Origin of the sequence: Streptomyces tsukubensis (assembly GCF_003932715.1) — a bacterium.
Lineage (GTDB): Bacteria > Actinomycetota > Actinomycetes > Streptomycetales > Streptomycetaceae > Streptomyces > Streptomyces tsukubensis.
The window spans coordinates 107,566-130,664 of sequence record NZ_CP020700.1; the positions used below are offsets into that span (position 1 = coordinate 107,566).

21 protein-coding genes and 1 pseudogene are annotated in these 23,099 nt (G+C 72.2%); 13 read left to right on the top strand and 9 right to left on the bottom strand.

Going from position 1 to position 23,099, the window contains the following annotated elements; all coding sequences use genetic code 11:
- Positions 1–8: 8 nt before the first annotated feature.
- Positions 9–257 carry an acyl carrier protein gene (locus tag B7R87_RS00315; protein WP_006344646.1) on the bottom strand — a complete coding sequence of 83 codons (249 nt, stop codon included), beginning with the start codon at positions 255–257 and terminating at the stop codon, positions 9–11.
- A 143-nt stretch (positions 258–400) separates the two neighbouring features.
- On the opposite strand from B7R87_RS00315, the gene B7R87_RS00320 reads away from it, so the two are divergent.
- From B7R87_RS00320 to B7R87_RS00335, 4 genes are all read left to right on the top strand, one after another.
- Positions 401–1,903 (top strand): amino acid adenylation domain-containing protein, encoded by a 1,503-nt coding sequence (locus B7R87_RS00320; protein ID WP_006344647.1) that lies wholly within the window; start codon positions 401–403, stop codon positions 1,901–1,903.
- 165 nt (positions 1,904–2,068) lie between these two features.
- Complete coding sequence (locus B7R87_RS00325; RefSeq protein ID WP_006344648.1) at positions 2,069–2,998, top strand: ABC transporter ATP-binding protein; 930 nt, start codon at positions 2,069–2,071, stop codon at positions 2,996–2,998.
- Positions 2,999–3,045: 47 nt separating this feature from the next.
- Complete coding sequence (locus B7R87_RS00330; RefSeq protein WP_006344649.1) at positions 3,046–3,831, top strand: ABC transporter permease; 786 nt, start codon at positions 3,046–3,048, stop codon at positions 3,829–3,831.
- A gap of 24 nt (positions 3,832–3,855) precedes the next feature.
- Complete coding sequence (locus B7R87_RS00335) at positions 3,856–5,106, top strand: sensor histidine kinase (protein WP_006344650.1); 1,251 nt, start codon at positions 3,856–3,858, stop codon at positions 5,104–5,106.
- 37 nt (positions 5,107–5,143) lie between these two features.
- Here the strand turns inward: B7R87_RS00335 and B7R87_RS00340 are convergent, their stop codons facing one another.
- The 6 genes from B7R87_RS00340 to B7R87_RS00365 all read right to left on the bottom strand — a co-directional run bounded on the left by B7R87_RS00340 (position 5,144) and on the right by B7R87_RS00365 (position 10,275).
- Complete coding sequence (locus tag B7R87_RS00340; protein ID WP_006344651.1) at positions 5,144–6,010, bottom strand: 4'-phosphopantetheinyl transferase family protein; 867 nt, start codon at positions 6,008–6,010, stop codon at positions 5,144–5,146.
- 17 nt (positions 6,011–6,027) lie between these two features.
- Positions 6,028–6,588: an anthrone oxygenase family protein gene (locus B7R87_RS00345; protein WP_006344652.1), complete on the bottom strand. Its 561-nt coding sequence runs from the start codon at positions 6,586–6,588 to the stop codon at positions 6,028–6,030.
- Between the two features lie 199 nt (positions 6,589–6,787).
- Positions 6,788–7,231 (bottom strand): acyl-CoA thioesterase, encoded by a 444-nt coding sequence (locus B7R87_RS00350; RefSeq protein WP_006344653.1) that lies wholly within the window; start codon positions 7,229–7,231, stop codon positions 6,788–6,790.
- A gap of 18 nt (positions 7,232–7,249) precedes the next feature.
- On the bottom strand, positions 7,250–7,624 hold the full coding sequence (locus tag B7R87_RS00355) for a YybH family protein (protein WP_006344654.1): 375 nt from the start codon (positions 7,622–7,624) through the stop codon (positions 7,250–7,252).
- A gap of 44 nt (positions 7,625–7,668) precedes the next feature.
- Entirely contained in the window at positions 7,669–9,162 is a 1,494-nt protein-coding gene (locus tag B7R87_RS00360; RefSeq protein ID WP_006344655.1) for an FAD-binding protein, read from the bottom strand.
- 171 nt (positions 9,163–9,333) lie between these two features.
- Positions 9,334–10,275, bottom strand: coding sequence for an AraC family transcriptional regulator (locus tag B7R87_RS00365; protein ID WP_006344656.1), 942 nt, complete (start codon positions 10,273–10,275; stop codon positions 9,334–9,336).
- Between the two features lie 82 nt (positions 10,276–10,357).
- On the opposite strand from B7R87_RS00365, the gene B7R87_RS00370 reads away from it, so the two are divergent.
- The 9 genes from B7R87_RS00370 to B7R87_RS00410 all read left to right on the top strand — a co-directional run bounded on the left by B7R87_RS00370 (position 10,358) and on the right by B7R87_RS00410 (position 17,923).
- Positions 10,358–11,191 (top strand): Rossmann-fold NAD(P)-binding domain-containing protein, encoded by an 834-nt coding sequence (locus tag B7R87_RS00370; RefSeq protein WP_040912720.1) that lies wholly within the window; start codon positions 10,358–10,360, stop codon positions 11,189–11,191.
- 94 nt (positions 11,192–11,285) lie between these two features.
- The gene (locus B7R87_RS00375) at positions 11,286–12,767 is read left to right on the top strand and encodes an AMP-binding protein (RefSeq protein ID WP_006344658.1); all 1,482 of its coding nucleotides are present in this window, start codon (positions 11,286–11,288) and stop codon (positions 12,765–12,767) included.
- Between the two features lie 49 nt (positions 12,768–12,816).
- On the top strand, positions 12,817–13,077 hold the full coding sequence (locus B7R87_RS00380) for a phosphopantetheine-binding protein (RefSeq protein ID WP_006344659.1): 261 nt from the start codon (positions 12,817–12,819) through the stop codon (positions 13,075–13,077).
- A gap of 5 nt (positions 13,078–13,082) precedes the next feature.
- The gene (locus tag B7R87_RS00385; RefSeq protein ID WP_006344660.1) at positions 13,083–14,129 is read left to right on the top strand and encodes an anthranilate phosphoribosyltransferase; all 1,047 of its coding nucleotides are present in this window, start codon (positions 13,083–13,085) and stop codon (positions 14,127–14,129) included.
- Positions 14,126–14,926, top strand: a complete 801-nt coding sequence (gene trpA, locus B7R87_RS00390) for a tryptophan synthase subunit alpha (protein WP_006344661.1) — start codon at positions 14,126–14,128, stop codon at positions 14,924–14,926. The genes B7R87_RS00385 and trpA overlap by 4 nt, the downstream gene beginning before the upstream one ends.
- A gap of 40 nt (positions 14,927–14,966) precedes the next feature.
- The gene (locus B7R87_RS00395) at positions 14,967–15,341 is read left to right on the top strand and encodes an ectoine synthase (RefSeq protein WP_006344662.1); all 375 of its coding nucleotides are present in this window, start codon (positions 14,967–14,969) and stop codon (positions 15,339–15,341) included.
- Positions 15,342–15,360: 19 nt separating this feature from the next.
- A complete protein-coding gene (locus B7R87_RS00400; RefSeq protein ID WP_006344663.1) occupies positions 15,361–16,500 on the top strand; it encodes an acyl-CoA dehydrogenase family protein in 1,140 nt (379 codons plus the stop codon).
- Positions 16,497–17,207 (top strand): phosphoribosylanthranilate isomerase, encoded by a 711-nt coding sequence (locus tag B7R87_RS00405; RefSeq protein ID WP_006344664.1) that lies wholly within the window; start codon positions 16,497–16,499, stop codon positions 17,205–17,207. The genes B7R87_RS00400 and B7R87_RS00405 overlap by 4 nt, the downstream gene beginning before the upstream one ends.
- The gene (locus B7R87_RS00410; protein ID WP_006344665.1) at positions 17,207–17,923 is read left to right on the top strand and encodes a beta/alpha barrel domain-containing protein; all 717 of its coding nucleotides are present in this window, start codon (positions 17,207–17,209) and stop codon (positions 17,921–17,923) included. Before B7R87_RS00405 ends, B7R87_RS00410 begins: the two co-directional genes overlap by 1 nt.
- A 103-nt stretch (positions 17,924–18,026) precedes the next feature.
- Here B7R87_RS00410 and B7R87_RS34350 read toward each other — a convergent pair.
- Positions 18,027–20,849, bottom strand: a pseudogene (locus tag B7R87_RS34350) (BTAD domain-containing putative transcriptional regulator); the annotation flags it as partial.
- A 234-nt stretch (positions 20,850–21,083) separates the two neighbouring features.
- Positions 21,084–23,060, bottom strand: coding sequence for an AAA family ATPase (locus B7R87_RS34020; protein ID WP_006344667.1), 1,977 nt, complete (start codon positions 23,058–23,060; stop codon positions 21,084–21,086).
- Positions 23,061–23,099: the final 39 nt, after the last annotated feature.

Here is a 23,099-nt window from a genome sequence, read left to right on the forward strand (position 1 = left end):
CGCGGGGGTCAGCCGGCGGGGGTGCGCATGGCGCGGAGCGTGTCCCACAGGATCTCGGGGGTGGCGAAGTTGTCGATGTGCAGGGCGTCGTCGACGAAGCGCACACCGTACGTCCGCTCCAGCGAGGACAGCAGCTCGACCACGCCCATGGAATCGAGGCCGAAATCCCTCAGGCTGGTTTCGGCGGTGAGGACGTCGTCCGCCTCCAGCAGGGAAAGGTGCTTGCGGAGCAGAACCTCGAACGGCTCGTCCCACATCAGGGATCCCCCTTTATCGTTCCGTTTTTCCTCTGCATTTTCACGGCATTGTTCACATCACAGGCGGCTTCGCGGCAAACGTAATGCGCCCCGGTGCCGCCGGGCACCCCTAGCCACCCCATTCTTCCGCGGAGACCAGGAAAATGACCGAGACACCCACGGCCGGACACGGTCTGCACGAGCGGTTCCTGCGCGGCCTGGCGCTGGCGCCGGGCCGGACGGCGGTGTGCGTGGACGGCGAGAGCCTGACCTACGAGGCACTGCACGAGCTGGCGCTGCGCCGGGCGGGGGCGCTGGCGGCCCGGGCCGGGCAGGAGCGGCAGACGGTGGCCGTGCTGGCGGACAAGGGCGTGACCGCGTACGCCGGGATCCTGGCGGCGCTGTATGCGGGGGCGGCGGTGGTGCCGCTGAACCCCCGGTTCCCCGCCGGGCGCACCCGTTCCATGCTGCGGGCGGCCGGGGCCGCGACGGTGATCGCGGACGGGGCGGGGCGGGCCGCCCTGGAGGCGGCCGGGGTGGATCTGCCGGTGCTGGACGACAGCGCCGCGGCGCCCGCGCTGGATGCGCCCGCCGCGGTTGCGCCGTCCGACACCGCCTACGTCCTGTTCACTTCCGGTTCGACCGGCCGCCCCAAGGGGGTGCCGGTGACCCACGGCGCCAACGGGCACTACTTCCGTCTGCTGGACGAGCGTTACGACTTCGGTCCGGACGATGTGTTCTCCCAGTACTTCGGGCTCGGTTTCGACTGTGCGATGTTCGAGCTGTTCGGTGCCTGGGGCAGCGGGGCGGCCCTGCACGAGGTGCCGCCGGCGGCCCACCGGGATCTGCCGGCGTTCGTCGCCGAGCGGGGGATGACGGTGTGGTTCTCCGTTCCCGGTGCCATCGCGTTCACCCGGCGCATGGGCGGTCTGGCGCCGGGTGCGATGCCGACGCTGCGGTGGAGCCTGTTCGCCGGAGAGGCGCTGCTGTGCCCGGACGCCGCCGCCTGGCAGGAGGCCGCGCCCGGGTCCCGGGTGGAGAACCTGTACGGGCCGACCGAGCTGACCATCACCATCACCGGGCACCGCTGGTCGCCCGGGGCCTCGGCGCGCCGGGCGGTGAACGGTGTGGTGCCGATCGGCCGGCTGCACGCCGGGCACGAGCTGCTGCTGCTCGACGGGGAGCAGGAGTCGGCGGCCGAGGGTGATCTGTGCATCAGCGGGCCGCAGCTGACGCCCGGTTATCTCGACCCCGGGGACGGCGCGGACCGCTTCTTCGAACGTCACGGCCGGCGCTGGTACCGGACGGGTGACCGGGTACGGCGCCTGGACGACGGCGAGCTGGTCTATCTCGGCCGGATGGACGCCCAGGTGCAGATCCAGGGCTTCCGGGTCGAGCTGGCCGAGGTCGATCACGCCGTACGGCAGTGCACCGGGGTGGGGAACGCGGCGGCGGTGACCCGTCCGGCTCCGGCCGGGGGGCTGGAGCTGGTCGTCTACTACACCGGGGAGCGCAGGCCCGCGGCGGCGCTGCGCCGGGAGCTGTCGGAGCGGCTGCCGGAGGCGGTCCTGCCCAAGGTGTTCCGGCATGTCGCGGAGTTCCCCCTGAACGCCAACCGCAAGATCGACCGGAAGCGGCTGGCCGCCGAGGCGGCCGGGTCCCTCTGAGCCGTACCGCCGCTGCCGGACCCGGGCCCGGCAGCGGGTACGGGCCCGGTGCGGCGGGGCGCGGGGCCGGTCCCGCGGGTCGTACCGCGATCAACCGATCGGCTGATTCCGCTTCTGGCGCGATGGGCGATGCGGCGGGGGGACGGCCCGCGGGAAGCTCTTTTCATGACCACAACGCACCTGCCGAGGACGGGCCGCGGGCCCATCGTCGAAGTCAGCGACCTCCGCAAGGCCTACGGCGGCCGGACCGTCGTCGACGGCCTCTCCTTCACCGTCGAGGAGGGCGAGATCTTCGGGATCCTCGGCCTGAACGGCGCCGGCAAGACCACCTCGGTCGAGTGCATCGAGGGCCTGCGGGTCCCCGACTCCGGCACCATCCGGGTCGCGGGATTCGACCCGATCGCCGACCGTGCCGAGGTCACCCAGGTCCTCGGCGCCCAGCTCCAGGAGAGCGCGCTCCAGGCCAAGCTGACCGTGCGCGAGGCGCTCCAGCTGTACTCCGCTTTCTACCCGCGCCCGCTGGACTGGCGGCCGCTGGCCGAGCGTCTGGGCCTGACGGCGAAGCTGAACACCCGCTTCGGCATGCTGTCCGGCGGGCAGAAGCAGCGGCTGTTCATCGCGCTCGCCCTGCTCGGCTCCCCCCGTGTCGTGATCCTCGACGAGCTGACCACCGGCCTGGACCCGCGGGCCCGCCGCGACACCTGGTCGCTGATCGAAGACGTCCGCGACAGCGGCGTCACCGTCATCCTCGTCACGCACTTCATGGAGGAGGCCCAGCGGCTGTGCGACCGGATCGCCGTGATCAACAAGGGGCGGGTCGGCGCGCTGGACACCCCTGAAGGTCTGATCGGCCGCTCGGCGGGGTCGACGGTCATCTCCTTCACTCCGTCGCAGCCGATCAACGAGGAGATCCTGGCCGCGCTGCCCGGGCAGGCGACCTTCGACAGCAAGGACGGCCGGGTCACCCTCAGCGGAACGGACGAGACCGTCAACGCGGTCATCTCGCTTCTCGCCCAGAGCCATATCTGGGCGTATCAGCTCCGGGTCACCGACGCCACGCTGGACGACGCCTTCATCGACCTGACGAAGGCGTGACCGGCAGTGCCCCGCCGACCGTTCCACCCCCCGACAGGAGCAGTTTCATGATCGACCAGGCAACGACCACGGCCCCGGCGACCGTCACCGGCGGGCCCTCCGCGCGGGTCGCCGTGCTGCGGGCCGAGTTCACGCTCTACCGGCGCGATCTCTCCAACATCATCTCCATCGTCTTCCCGCCCGTCCTGCTGGTGGTCCTCGGCCTGGTGCCGATGTTCCGGGAGGTCAACGAGGATCTCGACGGGCTGCGGGTCATCGACCTGTATGTGCCGGTGGTGGTCCTGATCTCGCTGATCACGGCCGCCCTGCAGATCTTCCCGCCGATCCTGACCAGCTACCGCGAACTCGGCATCCTGCGGCGCATGTCGACGACCCCGGTGCGGCCCTCGACCCTGCTGTCCACGCAGATGTGGCTGAACGGTGTGATGGCGCTGCTGTCGGCGGTGCTGTGTCTGATCGCCGGCCGGGTCGTCTACGACGTGGCGTTCCCGAAGGCGGTCGCGGGGTACGTGCTGGCGCTGCTGCTGGCCGCCGCGGCCAGTCTCGCCATGGGTGCCCTGGTGGCGGCCCTGGCCAAGACCGCCAAGCATGCGACCGGTATCGGTACCGCGGTGTACTTCCCCGCGCTGTTCTGCACCGGGCTGTGGATTCCGGTCCGGTCCATGCCGGACGCCCTGGCCAACATTGTCGAGTTCACGCCCTTCGGTGCCGCGGCCAGCGCCCTGGACCAGGCCGCCGCGGGCGACTGGCCCGCCTGGTCGCATCTGATCGTGCTCACCGTGTGGGCCGTGGTCACCTCGGCCGCCGCCGTCCGCTGGTTCCGGTGGGAGTAGGACGCAACCGTGCACACTGGGACCATGACGACGGCGGACACCGATCTCGACCGGCACTGGGCGACCGTCCTGAAGTGGCATCCGTACTGGCTGCTCGCCACCGGGACCCTGCTGTCGGTGGCGAGGCCGGAGCTGACGCCGGCCGGCGGTGAACGCATCGCCACGGTTGTGCTGATCGTCGCGGCTCTCGTACTGCAACTGTGGTGGGGAAGGGCCCGTCGTCTGCGGACGGGTCCCGACGCCGTTTCGGCCGCCTACTTCGCCCTGCGCTGGACGCTGAGCGTGGTGCTCACCTGGCTGAATCCGTTCTTCGCGTTCTACGCGGCGACGGGCTACATCGACAACAACGAGCTGATCGCCGACCGGCGGTGGCGCAGGGCCGGGGCGTTCGCGTCCTCCCTGCCGCTGGCCGCGGCCCAGGCCGGCGGGGTGCCCTTCGCGCGCGCCGAGCAGTGGGCGCTGTTCGCCGGGCTGCTGCTGGTCAACAACGCGCTGCTGACGATGGTCGGTTACTTCGTCCAGCACGAGGAGGAGCGGTCCGCGGCCCGGGCCGCGACCATCGGGGAGCTGGAGCGCACCAACACCGCCCTGCAGAAGGCGCACGACGAGAACGCCGCGCTCCAGGCGCAGCTTCTTCTCCAGGCGCGGGAGGCGGGCATCGTGGAGGAGCGGCGGCGGCTGGCGGCGGAGATCCACGACACCATCGCCCAGGGGATGACGGGCATCATCGCCCAGCTCCAGGTGGTGTCGGGCACCGCGGATCCGGCGACGGCGCACGAGCACGTCGAGCGGGCCGCGGCCCTGGCCCGGCACAGTCTGGGCGAGGCGCGCCGTTCGGTGCAGAATCTGGCGCCGGTGGGCCTGGTCCACGACACCCTCCCGCAGGCGCTGCGGAAGTCGGTGGCCCAGTGGGCCGACCAGCACGGTGTGTACGCCGACTTCACCCTGGCCGGGGAGGCCCTGGAGCTGCACAGCGAACTCTCCGCCACGCTGCTGCGGATCACGCAGGAGGCCCTGACGAACGCGGCCAAGCACGCGGGGGCGTCCCGGGTCGGTGTCACGCTGTCCTATATGGACAGCGAGGTGACGCTGGACGTCCGCGACAACGGGCGGGGTTTCGACCCGCTGCGGCTGCCGAAGCGGACCGGGACGGGTGGTTTCGGGCTCGAAGGGATGCGGTCGCGTGCCGAGCGGGTCGCCGGTTCCCTCACGGTCGAGTCGGAGCCCGGCTACGGCACGGCGGTCTCGACCCGGCTGCCCCTGGTCCGCCCCTGACCCGCAGGCCTCTCTTCCCCGGTGCCCGGTCCGGGTGTCACCGGCCGGCGGCGGGGCGGGCCGTGCAGAGCGCCATGCGGAAACCCTCCGGGGCGGGCGGCGCGTAGCAGTCCCACCGGCCGGGGTCGGGTATGCGGGCGGAGGGCTGCAGCGCGATGCCGGTCGGGCCGCCGGGGCGGAAGGCGATCTCGCCGAAGGGCAGCCGCAGCCCGAGCCCCACGGCCTTGGCGTAGGCCTCTTTCAGCGTCCACAGCTGTACGACGGCGTCCCGCCGCCGCCGGCCGGTCAGGTGTGCCATACCGGCGCGTTCGGGGGGCGAGAGGCTGTTTCTGACGAGGCGTCCGACGCTCTCCGGCCCGTCCAGGGCGGCGCAGTGCTGGATATCGGCGCCGACCGGCCGGCCGCGGGTGAGGGCGATCAGGCACAGGCCGCCCGAGTGCGACAGGCTGAACTCGATGTCGGATCCGAACCGGGGGTGGATCGCGGGCTTGCCGTGGGGGGAGAGGGTGAACTCCCAGTCCCGGGGGGCGACGGGGGCGAGGCGGGAGAGGGCGGTGCGGAGCAGCCACCGGGCGTGCTGGAACTGGCGGCGGTCCGTGGCGAGCCGGTAGGTGGCGGCCCGCTGCAGTTCGGCGGGTGACATGACGGCCCGCCAGATGTCCTCGGCGGGTGCGCCGGTGCCGTCGGGCCGGTGGGCGCGGCCGGTCAGGGCCGTCAGTCCGGGCAGGTGCAGGGTGGTGAGCGGGTGTCCGTCACCGGCCGGAGGAACGGCCGGAACTACGGCCGGGGAGGCAGCCGGGGAGGCAGCCGGGGAGGCAGCCGGGGAGGCGGCCGGGCCGGGGTCCGTGGCGGGCGGGGCGATGGCGCCCCGCCCGGTTCCGTTCTCCTGGTCGGGTGCTTCCACGGCGGGCCGGGTCCGGTTCAGACGGTCAGGGAGGCGGGTGCGGCGGACTGCTGCGCGCTCTCGGTGCTGCCGCTGTCCTGCGACCGGTGGGTGCCGTAGCCGATCAGCGCCCAGAGCAGGCAGACGAAGGCGGCGGTGTGCAGGACGGCGCGGACGGTGTTCCAGGCCACCCATTTGTCCTCGAAGTCGGCGCGGACCTGGTCGAGTTGGGTGATCTTCGCGGGGTCGCCCGCGTCGTCGAGCTGGATGTTCAGGGGGACGTGGACGGCGGCGGTGACCGCGAGGGCGGCCAGGTAGAGGGCGAGTGCGGCGATCAGCCAGGGCAGTACGGACCGGCCCTCTCCCCGCCAGGCCAGATAGACGGCCACGCCGAGGAGGGGGATGGAGCCGACGAAGGGGAGGATGAAGAAGGGGTTGAGAATGGCGATATTGATGCCCTGCATCGTCTCGATGAGGGTGCGGTCGGAGGACCGGGCCAGACCGGGCATGACCGCATAGGACACGGCCGCGAACAGTCCGGCCATCAGTCCGGTGGAGAGGGTGGCGGCGAGCAGCATGCCGGTCTGCAGGTTTCTCATGCTGCGTTCCTTTCGGGCCGGACGCCGGCAGTGGCGGTGGCTTAGGTGGCGGTGGTGCGGGGCCGGTCGGCCGCCGCCCGGTCTTCGAGCATGGCAGTGGGCTTCGGTGTTTGCGGAAAGGTGCGGGAAAGGTTCGGCCACGGCTTCGCCGTGCCCGGCCGGGGGGCGGATGGGCGGGACGGGCAGGGTGGGCGGGGTGTCACTCCTTTTCTGCTGGGGTGTCGAGACCGAGTACGGCGGGCTGCTTGGCCAGTTCGCGCAGGGTGGCGCGGGGGTCGGGGAGGAGCCGGCGGGTGGCCAGGTCGAGCAGTCCGATCACACCGTCGACGCGGGCGACCGGGATCTTGCCGGGGGTGAGGAAGGGCTGGGTGAGTTCGACGAGTTTGCCGCGTCCGCCGCTGATGGTGCAGCCCACGTCGACCTCGTCACCGGCGAGCAGTTCGCGCTGGAACCGTACGGTGGCCTTCAGCAGTACCGGGCCGATGCCGGCTTCGGCCAGGACGTCCGGGGTGAGTCCGGCGGCCTGCAGGAACTGCCAGCGGGCGTGTTCCGCGTACTGCATGTAGACGGCTTGGTTGAGATGGCCCTGCCGGTCGACCTCGTAGGCGCGGGTTCGGATGCGGACGCTGAACGGTGTCTCCATGGCGGTGCCCCCTGCTCTTCAGGCCCCGACCGGATCGTCGAAGACGATCCGCCAGGTTCCGTCGGGCTGCCGGCGGGAGACCACGGTGCCCTTGCCGCGCAGGTCGATGGGTTTGCCGGTCTCGTCGGTTCCCATGAGGTGCCAGTCGGCGTGGGTCATGGCGATATCGCCGGACCGCAGGGCGCTGGTCATGGTGATGTCGGCGGCCGTGATGGCGGCGAACATCGGCTTGAGGGCTTCGGCGACGGCTTCGAGTCCCTGTTCCTGGGCGCCGTGCGGCGGGGTGACGAGGATGCCGTCGGGCTCGTAGAGGTCGAGCATGGCCTGCGGGTCGTTGGTGTTGAAGGCCGCGGCGATGAGGCCGGGGATGTCTTCCGGGCGTGGTGCCGTCATGGCGGGGTCTCCTTGCTCAAGGGGGCAGGGGCCGGGCGGGCGGGTCAGGTGAAGATGCCCTGGCCCGGGGTGAGGATTCCGGCGGGGTCGTACCAGCGCTTGAGGGCGCTGAGCGCGATCCAGCGCATCCCGTAGTGGGCCCGCCAGTCGGCGCGGGTCATCGAGGGGACCGCGCCGACGAGGTAGCGCTTGGCCCCCAGGGATACGGCCCGGTCGTAGAAGCGGCGGTTCTGGGCCAGCAGGCCGGGGGTGTCCGGGTGGTTGGGGGCGGGGATCCGGATGAGGCTGACCTCGAAGAACTCGTTCGTCCTGGACTGGGGCAGCATAAAGTTGGGGCGGGTCAGCGAGCGGGTGTCCATCGGTGAGATACGGACCGGGCCCGGGCCCATCTGGGTGGCCGTCAGTTCCCCGAGGACGGTGTCGAGGTAGGCGGGGGTCTGTTCGGCGCCGACGAACATCATCAGCCACGGCTTCTTGCTGCCCCAGAACCCGGCGGCCTTCAGGGCCGCCCAGTTCGGGTCGAAGCGCAGCAGCCAGTTCTGGAACGGCAGGTCGGCGGTGGGGCCGGCGGTCGCCTGGGGCGAGAGGACGGCCTGCAGGGCGGCGATGTCGGGCTGGGCGGGTGCGGAGTAGAACATGCCGAGCGCGAGCCGGTAGGTCCAGCCGCCGCCGGGCTTGGGTTCGGCGTAGCCGTTCTGGTCGTGGACGACACCGGACCGCATGACGGCCATCGAGTCCCGCAGGAAGGCCGCCCGGTCGGTGTAGGTGAATTCCAGGGACCGGGCGGTGGTGTGGGCGGGGATGAGCTTGACGCCGGCGCGGACGATGATCGCGTACTGGCCGCCGCCGATGAGGACGGCTTCGAACAGGGCGCGGTTGCTGGTGCGGGAGCAGGTGACCTTGTCGCCGGTGCCGGTGACGACCTGGAGCCATTCGACGTTGTCGGCCTGTGAGCCGTGGCGCTGGCTGGTGCCGCCGAGGCCGCCGACGCTGAGGGTGCCGCCGATCGACAGATGGGCGAAGTCGTTGTAGACGGGCAGGGTCTGGCCGGATTCGAGTGCCCGCAGGGCCAGTGCGGACCAGGTGACGCCGGCGTCGACGTCGGCGATGCCGGCGGTGATGCTGTGGATCGTGCCGAGCGGTTTGGGGTCGATGGCTATGCCGCCCTCGACCAGGGCCTGCCCGTAGTGCGAGTGCGATTCGCGGTCGTCGGCGCCGGTCCCGCTCTGGCCGTTGACGGCCACGGGGATGGCGTTGTTGCGGGCGTAGCGGACGACCTTCTGGATGTCGTTCACCGACCCCGGAGTGAGGACGGCCCGGGGCTGCCGGGTGAAGAGGTGGCCGAAGTCCTCGGTGAACGCCGACGGGTCGGCGGGGAGGACGAGCGTGCCGTCGAGGGCGGGGATCTGGCGGATGCCGGCCGTCGGACCGGGGGCGGTGGCCCACGCCCGGGCCTGGGGGTCCCACCCCAGGACCGCCGTCCCCGCTCCGACTGCCAGCCCGGACAGGATCTTCCGGCGTGTGAGGTCGGTATGCATGTCTGGTTTTGTACGCCCGGGGGTGCAAGAAAAACGCAAAGCCCGCGGTACGGCCGGGGGCCGCCGGCCGTACCGCGGGCGGGTGCGGCACCGGGGAGCACCACCCCGGCCGCACCGGAGAGCGCCGGTGCGGTGGCCGGGGGGCTGCCGCGGGCGGGGGGGTGTCCGGGGTCAGTGCGCCATCGCGGCGGTGCGGTGTTCCTGCGGGCTGACGCCGTAGACCCGTTTGAACGCGGAGCTGAGGGCGAATCCGCTGCCGTAGCCGACTTGCCGGGCGACGGTGTTCAAGGTGGCGTCGGACTGGCGCAGCAGATCGGCGGCGAGGGCCAGCCGCCATTCGGTGAGGTAGGTCATCGCCGGTGTGCCGACGGCGCTGCGGAAGCAGCCGGCGAGGGTGGCCCGTGACACTCCGATCTCGGAGGCGACCCGTTCCAGGGTCCAGTCGTTCGCGGGGTCTTCGTGGAACAGGCGCAGGGCTTCGCCCGCGACGGGGTGGGTGTGGGCCCGGTACCAGGCGGGGGCTTCGCTGTCGGGCCGGTCCAGCCATTCCCGCAGTACGGAGATGAGGAGCAGGTCGAGGAGGCGGTCCAGGACGACGCCCTGGGCCGGGCCCTGTTTGGTGATTTCGTGGGCCAGGACCGGGATGAGGGTGGAGTCCCAGCTGTCGCCGGAGACGACGAACAGGGGCGGCAGGACGTCGATGAGGCGCTGGCCGACGGCGCCGACTTCCTCGTACACACCGAGGACCATCTGGACGGGGCCGTCGGGGTTGCTGCCCCAGGTGCGTGCTCCCAGGGCCATCCGCTCGCGCAGGGAGACGCCTTCGGGGGTGACGCACTGCTGGCCGGGGTGGACGATGACCTGAGGCGGGGTCGCCGCCTGGTCGCTCATGACATAGGGGTCCGGTCCGCGGACGATGGCGACGTCGCCGGGGCGCAGCCGTACCGGGTCGCCGTGGTCGGGCTGGACGTGTGCTTCGCCGCTGAGCATGACGGCGAGGCAGAGGGGTGATCCGTCCTGGACCCGGATGGACCAGGGGGGGTCCAGGACGATGCGGAGGAGGAAAGCGCCGCTGGCCCGCGGCCCTTCGAGTAATCCGGCGAGTGCATCCATCCACCAGAGTTTAGACGACGGGACATGCATCCCGGCATCTCGACCATGGACCGTCCAGATCTGTGCCCTTCAGACTGCTTGCATGACGACAAACGAGCACACGACATTGGTTCTCGGCGGAACCGGCCGGGTCGGCCGCCGGGTGGCGAAGAGGCTGGTCGAGCGGGGCGTGAACGTCCGGATCGGCTCCCGCAGCGGTACGCCTCCGTTCGATTGGGAGGACCCCTCGACCTGGGCCGACGCCTTCGTCGGCGTCCAGTCCGCGTACCTGATGTACTACCCCGAGGTCGAGTGGCCCGGTGCGGGCGATGCGATCGGCGCGGTGGCCAAGCTGGCCGTGGACGCCGGGGTCCGGCGCCTGGTGCTGCTGTCGGCCCGTAACCAGGAAGAGGCCGTCCGGTGCGAGGAGGGTGTGACGAGCCTTCCGGTGGAGTGGACCATCGTGGCCCCGGCCTCGTTCAACCAGAACTTCGACGAGGGTGTGTTCCTCGAACCGCTGCGCCAGGGCGTGCTGGCCCTGCCCGCCGGGAACAACTCCGACCCGTTCGTCGACGCCGACGACATCGCCGATGTGGCGGTGGCTGCCCTCACCGAGGACGGCCATGTGGGCGAGCGTTACGAGCTGACGGGCCCGCGGCTGTGGACCTTCGCCGAAGGGGTCGAGGAGATCGCCCGGGCGACGGGGCGCACCCTGCGCTACGAGCCGATCACCCGGGACCAGTTCGCCGACGCGATCGTCGAGGACGGTGCCCCGCGTGACTTCGCCGATCCGCTGGCGACGCTGATCTCCGAGTTCTTCGACGGCCGCAACAGTTCGCTGGCGGACGGCGTCGAGCGGGCCCTGAAGCGCAAGCCGCGGGACTTCGCGGACTGGGTCGCCGAGATCGCCCCCACCGGAGTCTGGGACGCCGCCTAGGCGACGGTCCCGGTGATGCCACCGGGCACAGCACAGCGGGCGGCGGGGACGGGCCTTGCGCTGAAGTTGCGGGATCCCCCGCACGATGCGGGGGATGAAACCTACTCAGCTCTGGACCTCGTTCGCCCGGCAGGCCGATGCCCGCCCCGGCGCCACGGCTCTCGTGGCGCAGGGCCGGCACATCTCCTACGGCGAGCTCGCCGGCCTGGTGGCCGAAGCGTCGGCCCGGCTCGGCCTGCTCGACACGGCAGGCGGCGAGCCGATCGCCGTACCGGCCACGAAGACACCCCGGACCATCGCTCTGGTGCTGGCCTGCCTGCGGGCAGGCCTCCCGGTGGTGCTTCCCTCGGCCACACTGCCCGCCGCCACCCTGCAACGCCTCCTGGCCCGGGCCGGGTGCCGTCACCTCGTCAGTGCCGATGACGATGCCGGCCCCGCCCGGGCCGGCGCCGTACCGGCACCCGCCGCTCCCCCGGCTCCCGGCTCCGTGGCCTTTGTGCTCACGACATCGGGTTCGACGGGTCTGCCGAAGCTGGTGCCGCTCACCGCGGGCGCCGTCGAGCGCTTCGCCGACTGGGCCGCGGCACGGTTCGAACTGGGCCCCGGGGCGTCCGTACTGAACTACGCCCCGCTCAACTTCGACCTCTGCTTCCTCGATGTGTGGGCCACGCTCCACCACGGCGGCCGGGTGATCCTGGTCGATCCGGCGGCCTCCACCAACGGGCGCCGTCTCCTCGACGCCGTCGACGACAACGCCGTGACGGTCGTGCAGGCGGTGCCGATGGCCCATCAGCTGCTGGCCGACGCCGCGGACGAGGCGGGCCGGAAGCTCACGTCGGTCCGCCACACCCTGTTCACCGGCGACCATATGCCGGCCCGGTGCCTGGCCCGGCTGCCCGGGGTGTTCCCCCGCAGCCGCTTCTACAACGTCTACGGCTGCACCGAGACGAACGACAGCTTCCTCCACGAGGTCGACCGCGACGCGCTCCCGGCCGATGCCGTCCCGCTCGGCACCCCGCTGCCCGGCGTCGAGGCCCTGGTCGTCGGCGAGGACGGGGCCGCGGTCACCGGTCCGGGGCGGGGCGAGCTGGTCGTCGCCACACCGTTCCAGACCGCCGGCTACCTCGGCGCCGACCCGGCGGTGCCCGGCCCGTTCACGGACCTGCCCGCCCTCCGGCCCGGCGGCGCCACCCGCTTCTACCGCACCGGCGACCTCGTACGCCGCGACGGTGACGGTGTCCTGCATCTGGAAGGGCGCAACGACTTCCAGGTCAAGGTGCGCGGCACCCGGGTGAACACCGCGGCCGTCGAGCAGGTGCTGCTCGACCACGACGAGGTCACCGAAGCCGCGGTCCTCGCCGTCCCCGACCCGGTCGCCGGGCATCTGCTGCACGCGGTCCTGCGCCGGGTGCCGGGAGCGGCCACCGGGACGCTCGGCCTGCGCCGCCACTGCGCCCTGTATCTGCCCACGGCAGCCATCCCCTCAGCCTTCCGCCTGTCCGAGGCCCCCTTGCCCCGAACGTCCACCGGCAAGGTCGACCGCCTCGTGCTCGGGCGGACCCTGCACACCCTGTGACGTCCCCTCGCCCCGAGGCGGACGCCGTCATCAGAAAGGAACCGAACCGATGAACAACGTGACCCTCGTCAAGAACTTCCTGATCCAGGAGTTCATGCCCGACGTCCAGGCGTCGGAGCTCGCCGGCGACTACGACCTGCTCACCAACGGTGTCGTCGACAGCCTCGGGCTGCTCAAGCTGATCGCGTGGATCGAGACCGAGTTCGGGATCACCGTCGACGACGCGGCCCTGGACCCGGACAACTTCCGCACCGTCGACGCCATCGACGGCTTCGTGGCGCGGGCGTCGGTCCCGGCCGGGGCGAGCTGACCGGCGTGCACGACGCATTCGCCGCCCTGCGGGCCGGCCGCCCGGTCTCCACCGCAGTGTGGTCCTCGTTCTGGGACGAGCTGAGCGCCAACGCCCTGGCACCCGGCGAGCCGGCCGCACTCATGGGGGCGCTCCTGGACCCCCGTACGGTCGACCCGCTGACGCTCACCAACCTGGTGCGGTCGCTGCGCGCGCGCCGCACCGGGCCGGTGACCGCCTTCCCGGGGGCGGTCAACGTGGTCGGCACGGGCGGCGGGATACCGACGTTCAACGTCTCCACCGCCGCCGCTTTCACCGCCGCCGCGCTCGGCGCCCGTATCGTGAAGACCGGGTCACGGGCCCATTCCAGCGCCTACGGTTCGGTCGATCTGCTGGACCGGCTCGGCATCGGGCTCACCAAGTCGTACGGCGAGACGGCGGCGGCGCTGGACCGCCACGGCATCGCCTTCGCCGGCTACTTCGTGTATCCGGTCGAACTGACCGTCCTGGCGCGGCGCATCCTGCCGCTGCCGATGCGGACCTTCGGCCGGGTGCTCAATCTGCTGGGCCCGTTCCTTCCCGTACTGCCGGGAACACGGCAGCTCACGGGCCTGCCCGGACCCGAACTCCTGCCGCTGGCCCGCTCGCTGGCGGCAGCCGTGGACGACCGTGACGTGTGGCTGTGCACCAACGACATCGGTGCCGACGAGCTGATCGGCTTTACGGAGAACACCATCCACCGCGGTGACGGCACCGTGCTCCGGCTGAACCCCGGCGACCTGGGAACGGCGGCCGGAACCGTCGGGGACCTGGCACCGGTGACGGAGCCCGGCCGGGTCGTGGAGCACTTCCTGGACGTCGTGTCCGGGCGGGCGGGCGAGGTGGCCACGCAGACCGTGGCCCTCAACGCCGCCGCCCTGACGATCGCGGCCGGGCAGCAGACGCAGTGGCGCCCGGCCGTGGCGGCGGCGCTGGCGGCACTGCGGGACGGCGCGGTACGCGATCTGGTCGGCGCCGTCGGGGCCGGGAGTGCCGGGCCCGTCACCGCCGGCGGGCGAGGGGGCCGGTCATGACCTTCTTCCCCCGCCCGCCGGGACTTGCGGTGTTCCTCAACGCCGGTGACCCGCCGCTGGACGTCCTCGACGACATCGCCGACATGCTCGACGAATGCGGCGTCGACGTCCTGGAATTGGGGGTGCCGTTCCCCGACTCCGTCAGCGACGGGCCGGTGATCCGCCGGTCCGCCGACCGGGCGCTGGCGGCCGGCACCTCACTGGAGGACGCCCTCGGCTTCGTCGAACGCTCCCGGAGCCGGCACCGCCGGCTGCGGGTGGTCGTCCTCGCCGACTGGGCGCACACGGTACGCCCCCGCTCCATGGACCAGGTCGTCACGGCCGTCGCCGGTTCCGGGGCGGCCGGGGTGCTCCTGCACGGCGCACCGCCCCGGGTCCGCCCGGAGCTGTACGACCGGGCCGGGGCCGCCGGGCTGCCGGTGGTCACCACCTGCTACGCGTCCTCGTCGCCGCAGGCCGTGGCCGAGGCGGCGGCCCATGCCTCGGCCTATGTGTACCTGATCACGCACTACGGCCAGAGCGGGGCCGGACCGGCGCCCGACCCGGCGGTGCTGCGGGCCCCCGTCGACGCCCTGCGGGCCCTGACCGGTGCGCCGGTCGCGGCCGGTTTCGGGGTCCGTACGGCGGCCGACGTCGAGCGGGTCCACGCGGCGGGCGCCGACGCCGCCGTGGTCGGCAGCACCGTCGTCGCCTGTGCCGAGGCGGCGCTGACCGGCGGCCGTGATGTCACCGCCGACCTCGCGGCACTGGTCACCGGTCTCCGTCCGCACCACCACCGCTCTGCCCGGTCCCTGTGACCGGTTCCCCCACCATCACCATCCCGAGAGGAGCGATCCGATGATCGTGCGAAACCTGGACGCCGTTACCACCGTCGACTGGGGCAACGGCCTGAGCCGCCGCTTCCTGCTGGAGGCCGACGGCCTCGGCTACTCCGTCACCGACACCACGGTGCGGGCCGGCACGAAGTCGCTGCTGGAGTACCGCCGCCATCTGGAGGCCTGCTACTGCATCGAGGGCTCCGGAGAAGTCGTCGCCCTGGACGGCACGACCCACCGCATCACCCCGGGCACCCTCTACGCGCTCGACCAGCACGACGCCCACTACCTCGTCGCCGACCCGGACAGCGATCTGCGTCTGGTGTGCGTGTTCTCGCCCGCCCTGCGGGGCGACGAGCGGCACAGCCTCGACGCCGCCACCTGCTCCGCCTACTGAGGACCGAAGGACTGAGTCCATGCGTATCTGGGACGAGGAACAGCTCGCACTGCGCGAGGGAATGGAACGGTGGTGCAGCAGTCTCGGCGCCGCCCCCGCACACGACACGGGCGAGACCGGGTTCCCGTTCGATGCGTGGAAACAGGTCGGCTCGTCGGGGGTGATGGGTCTGCCGTTCGACCCCGCCCACGGCGGTGCCGGCGTCGATCTGCCCACCACCATGTTCGTCCTGGAGGCCCTGGGCAGGGGGTGCCGCGACGGAGGGCTGAGCTTCTCCGTCGCCACCACCCTGTGCAGTACGGGGGTTCCCCTCCAGCACTTCGGGACCGGCGCACAGAAGGACCGCTATCTGACCCGGCTGTGCTCGGGCGATCTGATCGGCGCCCACGCCATCAGCGAGCCCGACACCGGGTCGGACGCCCTGAGCATGCGGACGAGCGCCGTCCGCGACGGGGACCACTATGTCCTCAACGGCAGCAAGAGCTTTGTGACCAACGGGCCGATCGCCGACGTGGTCGTCGTCTACGCCCGGACCCGGCCCCAGGGCGGGCCGCTCGGTATCACCGCCTTCCTGGTCGACACGGACACCCCCGGATTCTCCTCGGGCCGGCCGATCAAGAAGATGGGGCTGACGTCCTCGCCGATGAGCGAGCTGTACTTCGACGACTGCCGGGTGCCCGCCGACCGGGTCATCGGCGGCGCCGGGCGGGGATATCTGCTCCTCGAACACGTGATGAAGTGGGAGATCCTCTGCTCCTTCGTCATCAACGCCGGGGAGATGCAGCACCGGTTCGAGCGCTGCCTCGAATACGCCCGTACCCGGACGCAGTTCGGGAAGCCGATCGGCTCGTTCCAGGCGATCGCGCACAAGCTGGTCGATATGCGCATCCGGCTGGAGACGGCGCGCCGCTGGCTGTACGACACGGGCGAGCGGCTCGCGGCGGGTGAGGACGTCACGATGGACGTGGCCATCAGCAAGCTGCTGACCAGTGAGGCGAATGTGGCCTCGGGGCTGGCTGCCGTGCAGATCTTCGGCGGCAACGGCTATACGTCGGAGTACGGTCTGGACCGGGAGCTGGCCAACGCCGTGGGCAGCACGATCTATTCGGGCACGACGGAGATCCAGTACAACCGGATCTCGTCGCTGCTGGGGTTGTGACCGTGCTGCTCAAGGTGTGCGGCGCCACCAGCCGCCGGGACGTCGCCGTGCTGGGGGCCGCTGGCGCCGACCTGATCGGCCTGTGGCACGGGGTGCCCGGCGGCCCGGCGGAGCTGTCCGCGGGCCGTCTGGCCGCCCTGGCGCAGGCGTGCCGCACGCTGGAGGTGACGGCGGCCCGGCCGGCGCCGGAGCCGGTGCTGGTCACGTTCCTGCCGGATCCGGCGGCCGTGCTGGACGCGGCCCGGGCCGCCGGGGTGCGGTGGCTGCAGCTGCACGGCTACCAGCCCCCGGCGGTGGTGGCGGCCCTCAAACGGGGCTGGCCCGAGGTGACCGTGGTCAAGGTCCTCCACATCAGCGGGGACGCCTGTGCCGAACGCCCGCTGCTGGCCTCCTACGAGCGGGCGGGGACCGATGTGTTCCTGTTCGACGCCGTGAGCGAGGCCGGGCGGGTCGGGAGCACCGGTGTCACCCTCGACCCCGGTGTGGTGCTGGACCTGGCGGAGGCGACGACGCAGCCGTTCCTGCTGGCCGGGGGTATTTCGGCCGCCAACCGGCCGCGGTACGAGAAGGTGACGGCCCATCCCCGTTTCGTCGGTGTCGATGTCGACACGGCGGCGCGGGATGCGGCGGGAGCGTTCTGTGCCGACCGTATCGGCGGTATCCGGCGGCAGTGGCGTGCCGTGCCCGAGGTGGAGGAGGTCGCCTGATGGGATCACCGTTCATCGACGCCCTGCTGGGCGCCGCCCGTCCTGTGATCATGGAGCTGAAGCCGCGGTCGGCCGACGGCGAGGACCTGTTCCGGGGCCGGTCGCCGGCCGAGATCACGGCCCGCTACGAGGCCGCCGGTGCCCCGTGTCTTTCGGTGGTCACCGGCCGGTGGTTCGGGGGCGATACGGAGCTGCTGGCCGAGGTCGTCCGGCGTACCTCGCTGCCGGTGCTGCAGAAGGATTTCATCACCAATCTCGGGCAGCTGCGGACGGCCGCGGGTCTGGGGGCGTCCGCGGTGCTGCTCACGGCCGCGGTGCTGCCCGGGGCCGCGCTGGCGCGGCTGGCCGAACAGGCTCTCGCGCTGGGTCTCACCCCTTTCATCGAGGTGGCGAGCCTCGCCGAGGCCGAGGCCCTCCCGCCGTGCGAGGGGTGTGTGGTGGCCGTCAACAACCGGGACATCCGCAACCGCGAACGGGGGGAGGCCGATACGGACCGCAGCCTGCGGCTGCTGCCGGCCGTCCGGGGCACGGGGACGCCGTGTCCGGTCAGTGCCAGCGGTATCGACGATCCGGAGGTGGCTGCCGGGCTGCTCAGCGCCAGTTATGCCGGACTGCTGGTCGGGACCCACCTGCTGCGGGCAGACCGCCTTGAGTCATGGTGCGAGGCGCTGGACCGGCTGCGCGGCGTGCCGCCCGCGCCCTGTCGAGCGGGCTGAGGGAGAGTTCGTCCCATTCGACGGCGTAGGGGACGCCCAGGTCGTTGGCGGCGGCGATGACCCGGGCGGCCAGGTCGTTGGCTTCGAGGTAGCGCTGGCCCGCGACCAGGGCGCGGGCCACCCGCAGGGGCCGCTCCTGGTCGTAGGGGTCGAGTTCCATGGCGGATTCGAGCCGGTCCGTGGCCTCTTCCATGTCGCCTGATTCCAGGGCGGCGGTCAGGACGACGTCGATGAGGCCGAGGACGCGCTGGCAGACGACCTCGCGGCGCTGGGCGATGCGGTCGTCGTAGAGGTCGTCGGGGAGCAGGGGTCCGGTGAAGGCGGTGACGGCGGTACGGGCGCGCAGGATGCGTTCGTCGTCCTGTGCGGCGGCGACGGCGCGGGCCAGGTCCTCGAATCCGTGCAGGTCGACGGTGCAGGAGGACAGGCAGAGCAGTTGTCCTCTGCGGTTGACGAGGGAGCCGTAGGAGGCGCGGGCCCGGGTCAGGACGTTTTTGAGGCGGCGCTGGCCGACCCCTGACATCTCGTCCGGCCAGAGCATCTCGACCATGGTCTCGACGCGGACCGACCCGCCGGCGAGGACGAGGTGTTTCACGAGCTGGCTGGCGCGGCCGGAGCCGTGGAGGACGGTGTGGCCGCGGCGGACCTCGAATCCGCCCAGGACCCGTACTTCGTAGCTGTCGCCGGTGGCCGGGGTGCCGGTGACGATCGCCGGGGGCAGCCGGATGGCGGAGCGCAGGACGCCGGCCACGTGGTGTTCGCGGCGGTCGAGGAGTTCGGGGTGGCCGATGCTGGCGGCCCGGTCGAGGGTGATCTGCAGGCACTGGGCGGCGGCGTCGATATCGCCGCCCGCGTGGCGGGCGTAGCCCGTGAGGAGTTCGGCTTTCCAGCGCAGGCAGGGGGCGATGTCGCCGTTTTCGAGCATGGCCTGCAGGACGTCGGCGGCTTCGGGTTCGCCTCGGCGGGCTCCGATGAAGGCTTCGGTCAGGGCCAGGGTCCGGGGGTCCTGGACGCAGTGTTCGCGGGCGGCGGCGAGGAGCCGGGCCGAGGCCGCGTCGGCTCCGACCACGGCGCAGGCGTCGGCGGCTTCGCAGAGGAACAGCAGTCCGGCGCTGCCGTGGATGAGCATCTGGCCGAGCCGGGCTTCGGCGCGGGCCAGGTTCTCCAGGACGCCGGGCATGTCGTGGTCGTTGGCGGCGACGATCAGGCGGGTCCAGGCGGCGTGGCCGGCCACCCAGTCGATGCGCAGGAGTTCGGCGAGGCGGATGGCGTCGTCGAGGATGGCGAGTGCGCGTTCGGCCTCGCCGCCGAGGGCGAGCAGCCGGGCTTCCATGACGAGGCAGAGCATGCGGTCGAAGCGGGTGTCGCTGGTGGCTCCGATCCGGCTGAGGAGCAGGGCGCCTTCGCCGGTTTTGCCCATGGCGGACAGGACTTGGGCGGCGAGGCCGCGCTGGACCGCGGCGACGCGGGCGGGTTCGCCGAGTTCGCCCCAGATGATGGCGGCCTGGCGCATGGCGTTCTCGGCCCGGCGCAGGCTCGGGCCGTCGGGGCGGTCGGACAGGGCGACGCCCAGGGCTTCCAGGAGGCTGGCCTGGGCGCGGGTGCCTTCGGCGGTTCCTTCGAGGAGGCGTTCGACGCGGGCGAGTACGTCGGCGTCGTGGTGCAGGGCCCGCTGGATCAGCCATTCGCTTTCGACTTCGATGGCGAGGTCGTCGCCGGTGTTGCGGTCGCGCACGATGCGCAGGGCCCGGCCGATGACTTCGCGTTCTTCGGCGAGCTGGCCGAGGTTGCGGTGGGTGCGGGCCAGGTGGAGCAGTACCTGGGGGGCGGCCTGGGCGGCGGGGCCGAGGCGGGCCATCAGGTGGATGAATTCGACGGGGTCGAGCTGGTTGATGCGTGAGGTGGGGAGTTTGGCGACGAGCCGGGCGGCCTGTTCGGGGTCGCCGCTGTCGACCAGGATGCCGGCGGCGGCCAGTTCGGCGCCCTGGGAGGTGAGCAGGGGGGCGGCTTCGCGGGCGATGGCGGGGTCGAGGGGGGCGAGGGCGGCGAGGGTCTGCCGTGATTCGACGCACAGCCGTGACCAGCCGTCGGCGCCGACGGCGAAGGGGATACCGGCCCGGATGAGGCGGCGCAGCAGTCCGGGCCGGCCCAGTCCTGCGACGAGGATGTCGTTGACGAGCGGGAATGCGGCCAGCTGGATCAGCATATGGCGGTCGGCCGGGTCGAGGGCGTCGGCGTAGTGGTCCATGAGCTGGCGGATCAGGCCGGGGTGGCGGAGCAGGACGGTGGCGGCGGCCATGCGGTCGGAGGCGCGGGCGAGGCGGCGGAGCATCACGAGGAGCAGGGCCACCCAGCCGCCGGAGAGGTCGTGCAGGGTGGCGGCGAGCCGTTCGCCGTCCTCGTCGCCCAGTTCGGTGCGGGCGAGGGCGGTGGCTTCTTCTTCGGTGAGGCGCAGGTCCTGGGTGTTGAGGCGCTCGGCGGTGCCCTGGAATTCCATGGCGGCGAGCGGGGCCGGTAACAGGCGGCTGCTGACGAGGATGCGCAGGGGCGGCCGGCCGTCCTGGGCGAGGCCGGCGAGCCAGGCCGCGGCGTCGTCGGTGAGGGATTCGGCGTTGTCGACGACCAGGAGGCCGGGTGCGGCCGGGGTGGCGAGGAGTTCACCGATCCGGGCGGCGGTGGCGGCCGGGTACGGCCGGCCGGTGGTGCGGGCGGCGGCGTGGTCGAGGATCGCGGTGGTGAGTTCTTCGACGGTGACCGGGTGGTCGCGGGGTAAGCGGAGGTCGAGGCGGCCCGGGGTGCGGGCGCTGACCTGTTCGATCAGGACGCTCTTGCCGAATCCTCCGCCGGCTTCGATGAGGACGGAGCTGCGTGCGTGGAGGATTTCTTCCACCAGCCGCTGACGTGGGACGAAAGGCACGCGTGCCATACGAGGCGGTCCCCTTCTTGTGCCAGCTGAACCGGCGGCCCCGGGCCTCCCGGCGTCATGCCCGGGTGATCGGGCTGCAACGTAACACGAACTGATGACGATGAGAGGTCCTTTTCTTCCATTATTTTATCCCGGAAACAGTTGCTTGGTCCGGCACGGGTGGCTCCGCTTTTCCGGGGGCGGTGTCGGCGGTGGTACGCGGCCTGCCGGCGGGTCCGGCGGCGGGGGGCGGGGTCACGGGCGTTCGCCTCCGGTGCGGGAGAGCTGGTGGCCGGTGCCGGGCACCCGGTGCTGCAGGGAGGTGACGTGGCGGCGGCGGGCGGCGCTGACCTGTTCACCGACGGCCTGGCGCACGACGTCGTGGCGGAACGCGTAGAGGGCCGGCCGGTCGGGGTGGCGGGAGCCCGCGGCGGTCACTTCGGTGAGGATTCCGGTTCTCAGCAGTGATTCGAGGGCGTCCAGGGCGGCGAGGACGTCGAGGCCGGCGGCGCCCGCCATGGTGTCGAAGGCGACGGAGGGGCCGGTGACGGCGGCGACTTGGAGCAGGCGGCCGGCGTCCTGGCCGATGGCGGCCTGTTTGGCGGCCACCAGCCGGGCGACGGCGGGTGGTACCGCGTCCGGGCCGGCCCGGTGCCGCAGCATTTCCAGGAGCATGAACGGGTTTCCGCCGCTGCGGGTGTGGGCGCGGTGGGCGGAATTGTCGGCGGGGCCGTGGGCGGGGCTGCCGGCCGCGGTGGTGATGCCGAGTTCGTCGACGAGGGCGGTGGTGGCGGCGAGGTCGAGGCCGCCGACGGTGATCTCGGTTGCCTCGCCGACGTGTTCGAAGGGGAGCATCGCCTCGTCCAGGCCGGCCCAGGCCCGCTGCCGGTCCGGTACCGGCAGGTCGTTCCTGGCGGCGATGACGATGCACAGCCGGGTGCCGGCGGTGGTGCGCAGCAGGTGCCGCAGGAGCATCACCGTCTGCGGGTCGGCCCAGTGGGCGTCGTCGATCAGGACGGCGCAGGGCCGTTCGCTCGCCGCGGCCCGCAGCAGCTGGGTCAGGGCCGCGAACAGGATGGGCTGTTCGGGCAGCGCGGCGGGCGGGCAGGGGCCGCCGAGGGAGGGGAGCAGCAGGCGCAGGGGGCCGCGGAAGGCGGGGGTGACGGCGGCGAGGACGTCGTCGGGTGCGGCGGCGACGTAGCCGTCGAGTGCTTCGACGAGGGGCTGGTAGGGGGTGACGGCGTCCTGGTCGCAGCGGCCGACGAGGAGCAGTCCGCCTTCGGCGGCGACGGTGGCGCCGGCTTCTCTGAGCAGGCGGGTCTTGCCGATCCCGGTTTCGCCGGTGACCAGGACGAACTGGCGGCGGCCGCGGGCTGCCCGGGCCCAGGCGCCGGCCAGTGCGGTCATTTCGCGGCGGCGTCCGGTGAAGGGGGCCGGGCGGTGGCGGGCGGCGGGGGTGCGGCCGGGCGGGCCGGAGGGTGAGGAGGGGCCGAGGAGGGCCAGGAAGGCGGCTTCGGTCGCGGGTGAGGGGTCGGTGCCCAGTTCTTCGGCGAGGTAGCGGCGCAGTCGCTGGTAGGCGCGCAGGGCTTCGCCGCGGTTGCCCATGGCTTCGCGGACGGCGATGAGGCAGCGGTGGGCGCTTTCGCGGGCGGGGGCGCGGTCGGTGGCTTCTTCGGCGAGGAGGGCGGCGCGGCGGTGGTCTCCGGCGCCCATCGCGGCCCGGGCGGCGATCTCCAGGGCGGTGACGAGGTGTTCGGAGAGGCGTTCGCGCCATCCGGCGACCCAGTCGCCGTCGTGTTCGGACAGGAACGGGGAGCGCAGCCGGTCCGCGGCGCGGGTGGCGAGGCGGGTGGCGGCGGTCATGTTGCCGGCGTCGAGTGCGTCGTGGGCGGCGGCGACCGCACGGGTGGCGTCCTCGACGTCGACGAGGGTGTCCTGGCCCAGGGCGAGGACGTAGCGGCCGCCTCTTTTGACCACCGGGTTGGCCGATTCGGTCTGCATCGGTGCCAGGAAGGCCCGGAGCCGGCTGACCAGGGTCCGCAGGGCGGAGGCCCAGGTGGGCGGGAGTGCTCCGGGCCATATGACGTCGGCGAGTTCTTCGCGGGTGACTCCTTCGGGGCCGGCGAGGACGAGGCGTGCCAGTGCCACCCGGGCCTGTGCGCTCTGGAGGTGGTACACGGTGCCGGCGCGGCGTACGGCCATGGGTCCCAGGATGTCGATCTCTGTGTCCATAAAACCTCTCCCCCTCAAGGTGCTTGTGTGGTGGACAGG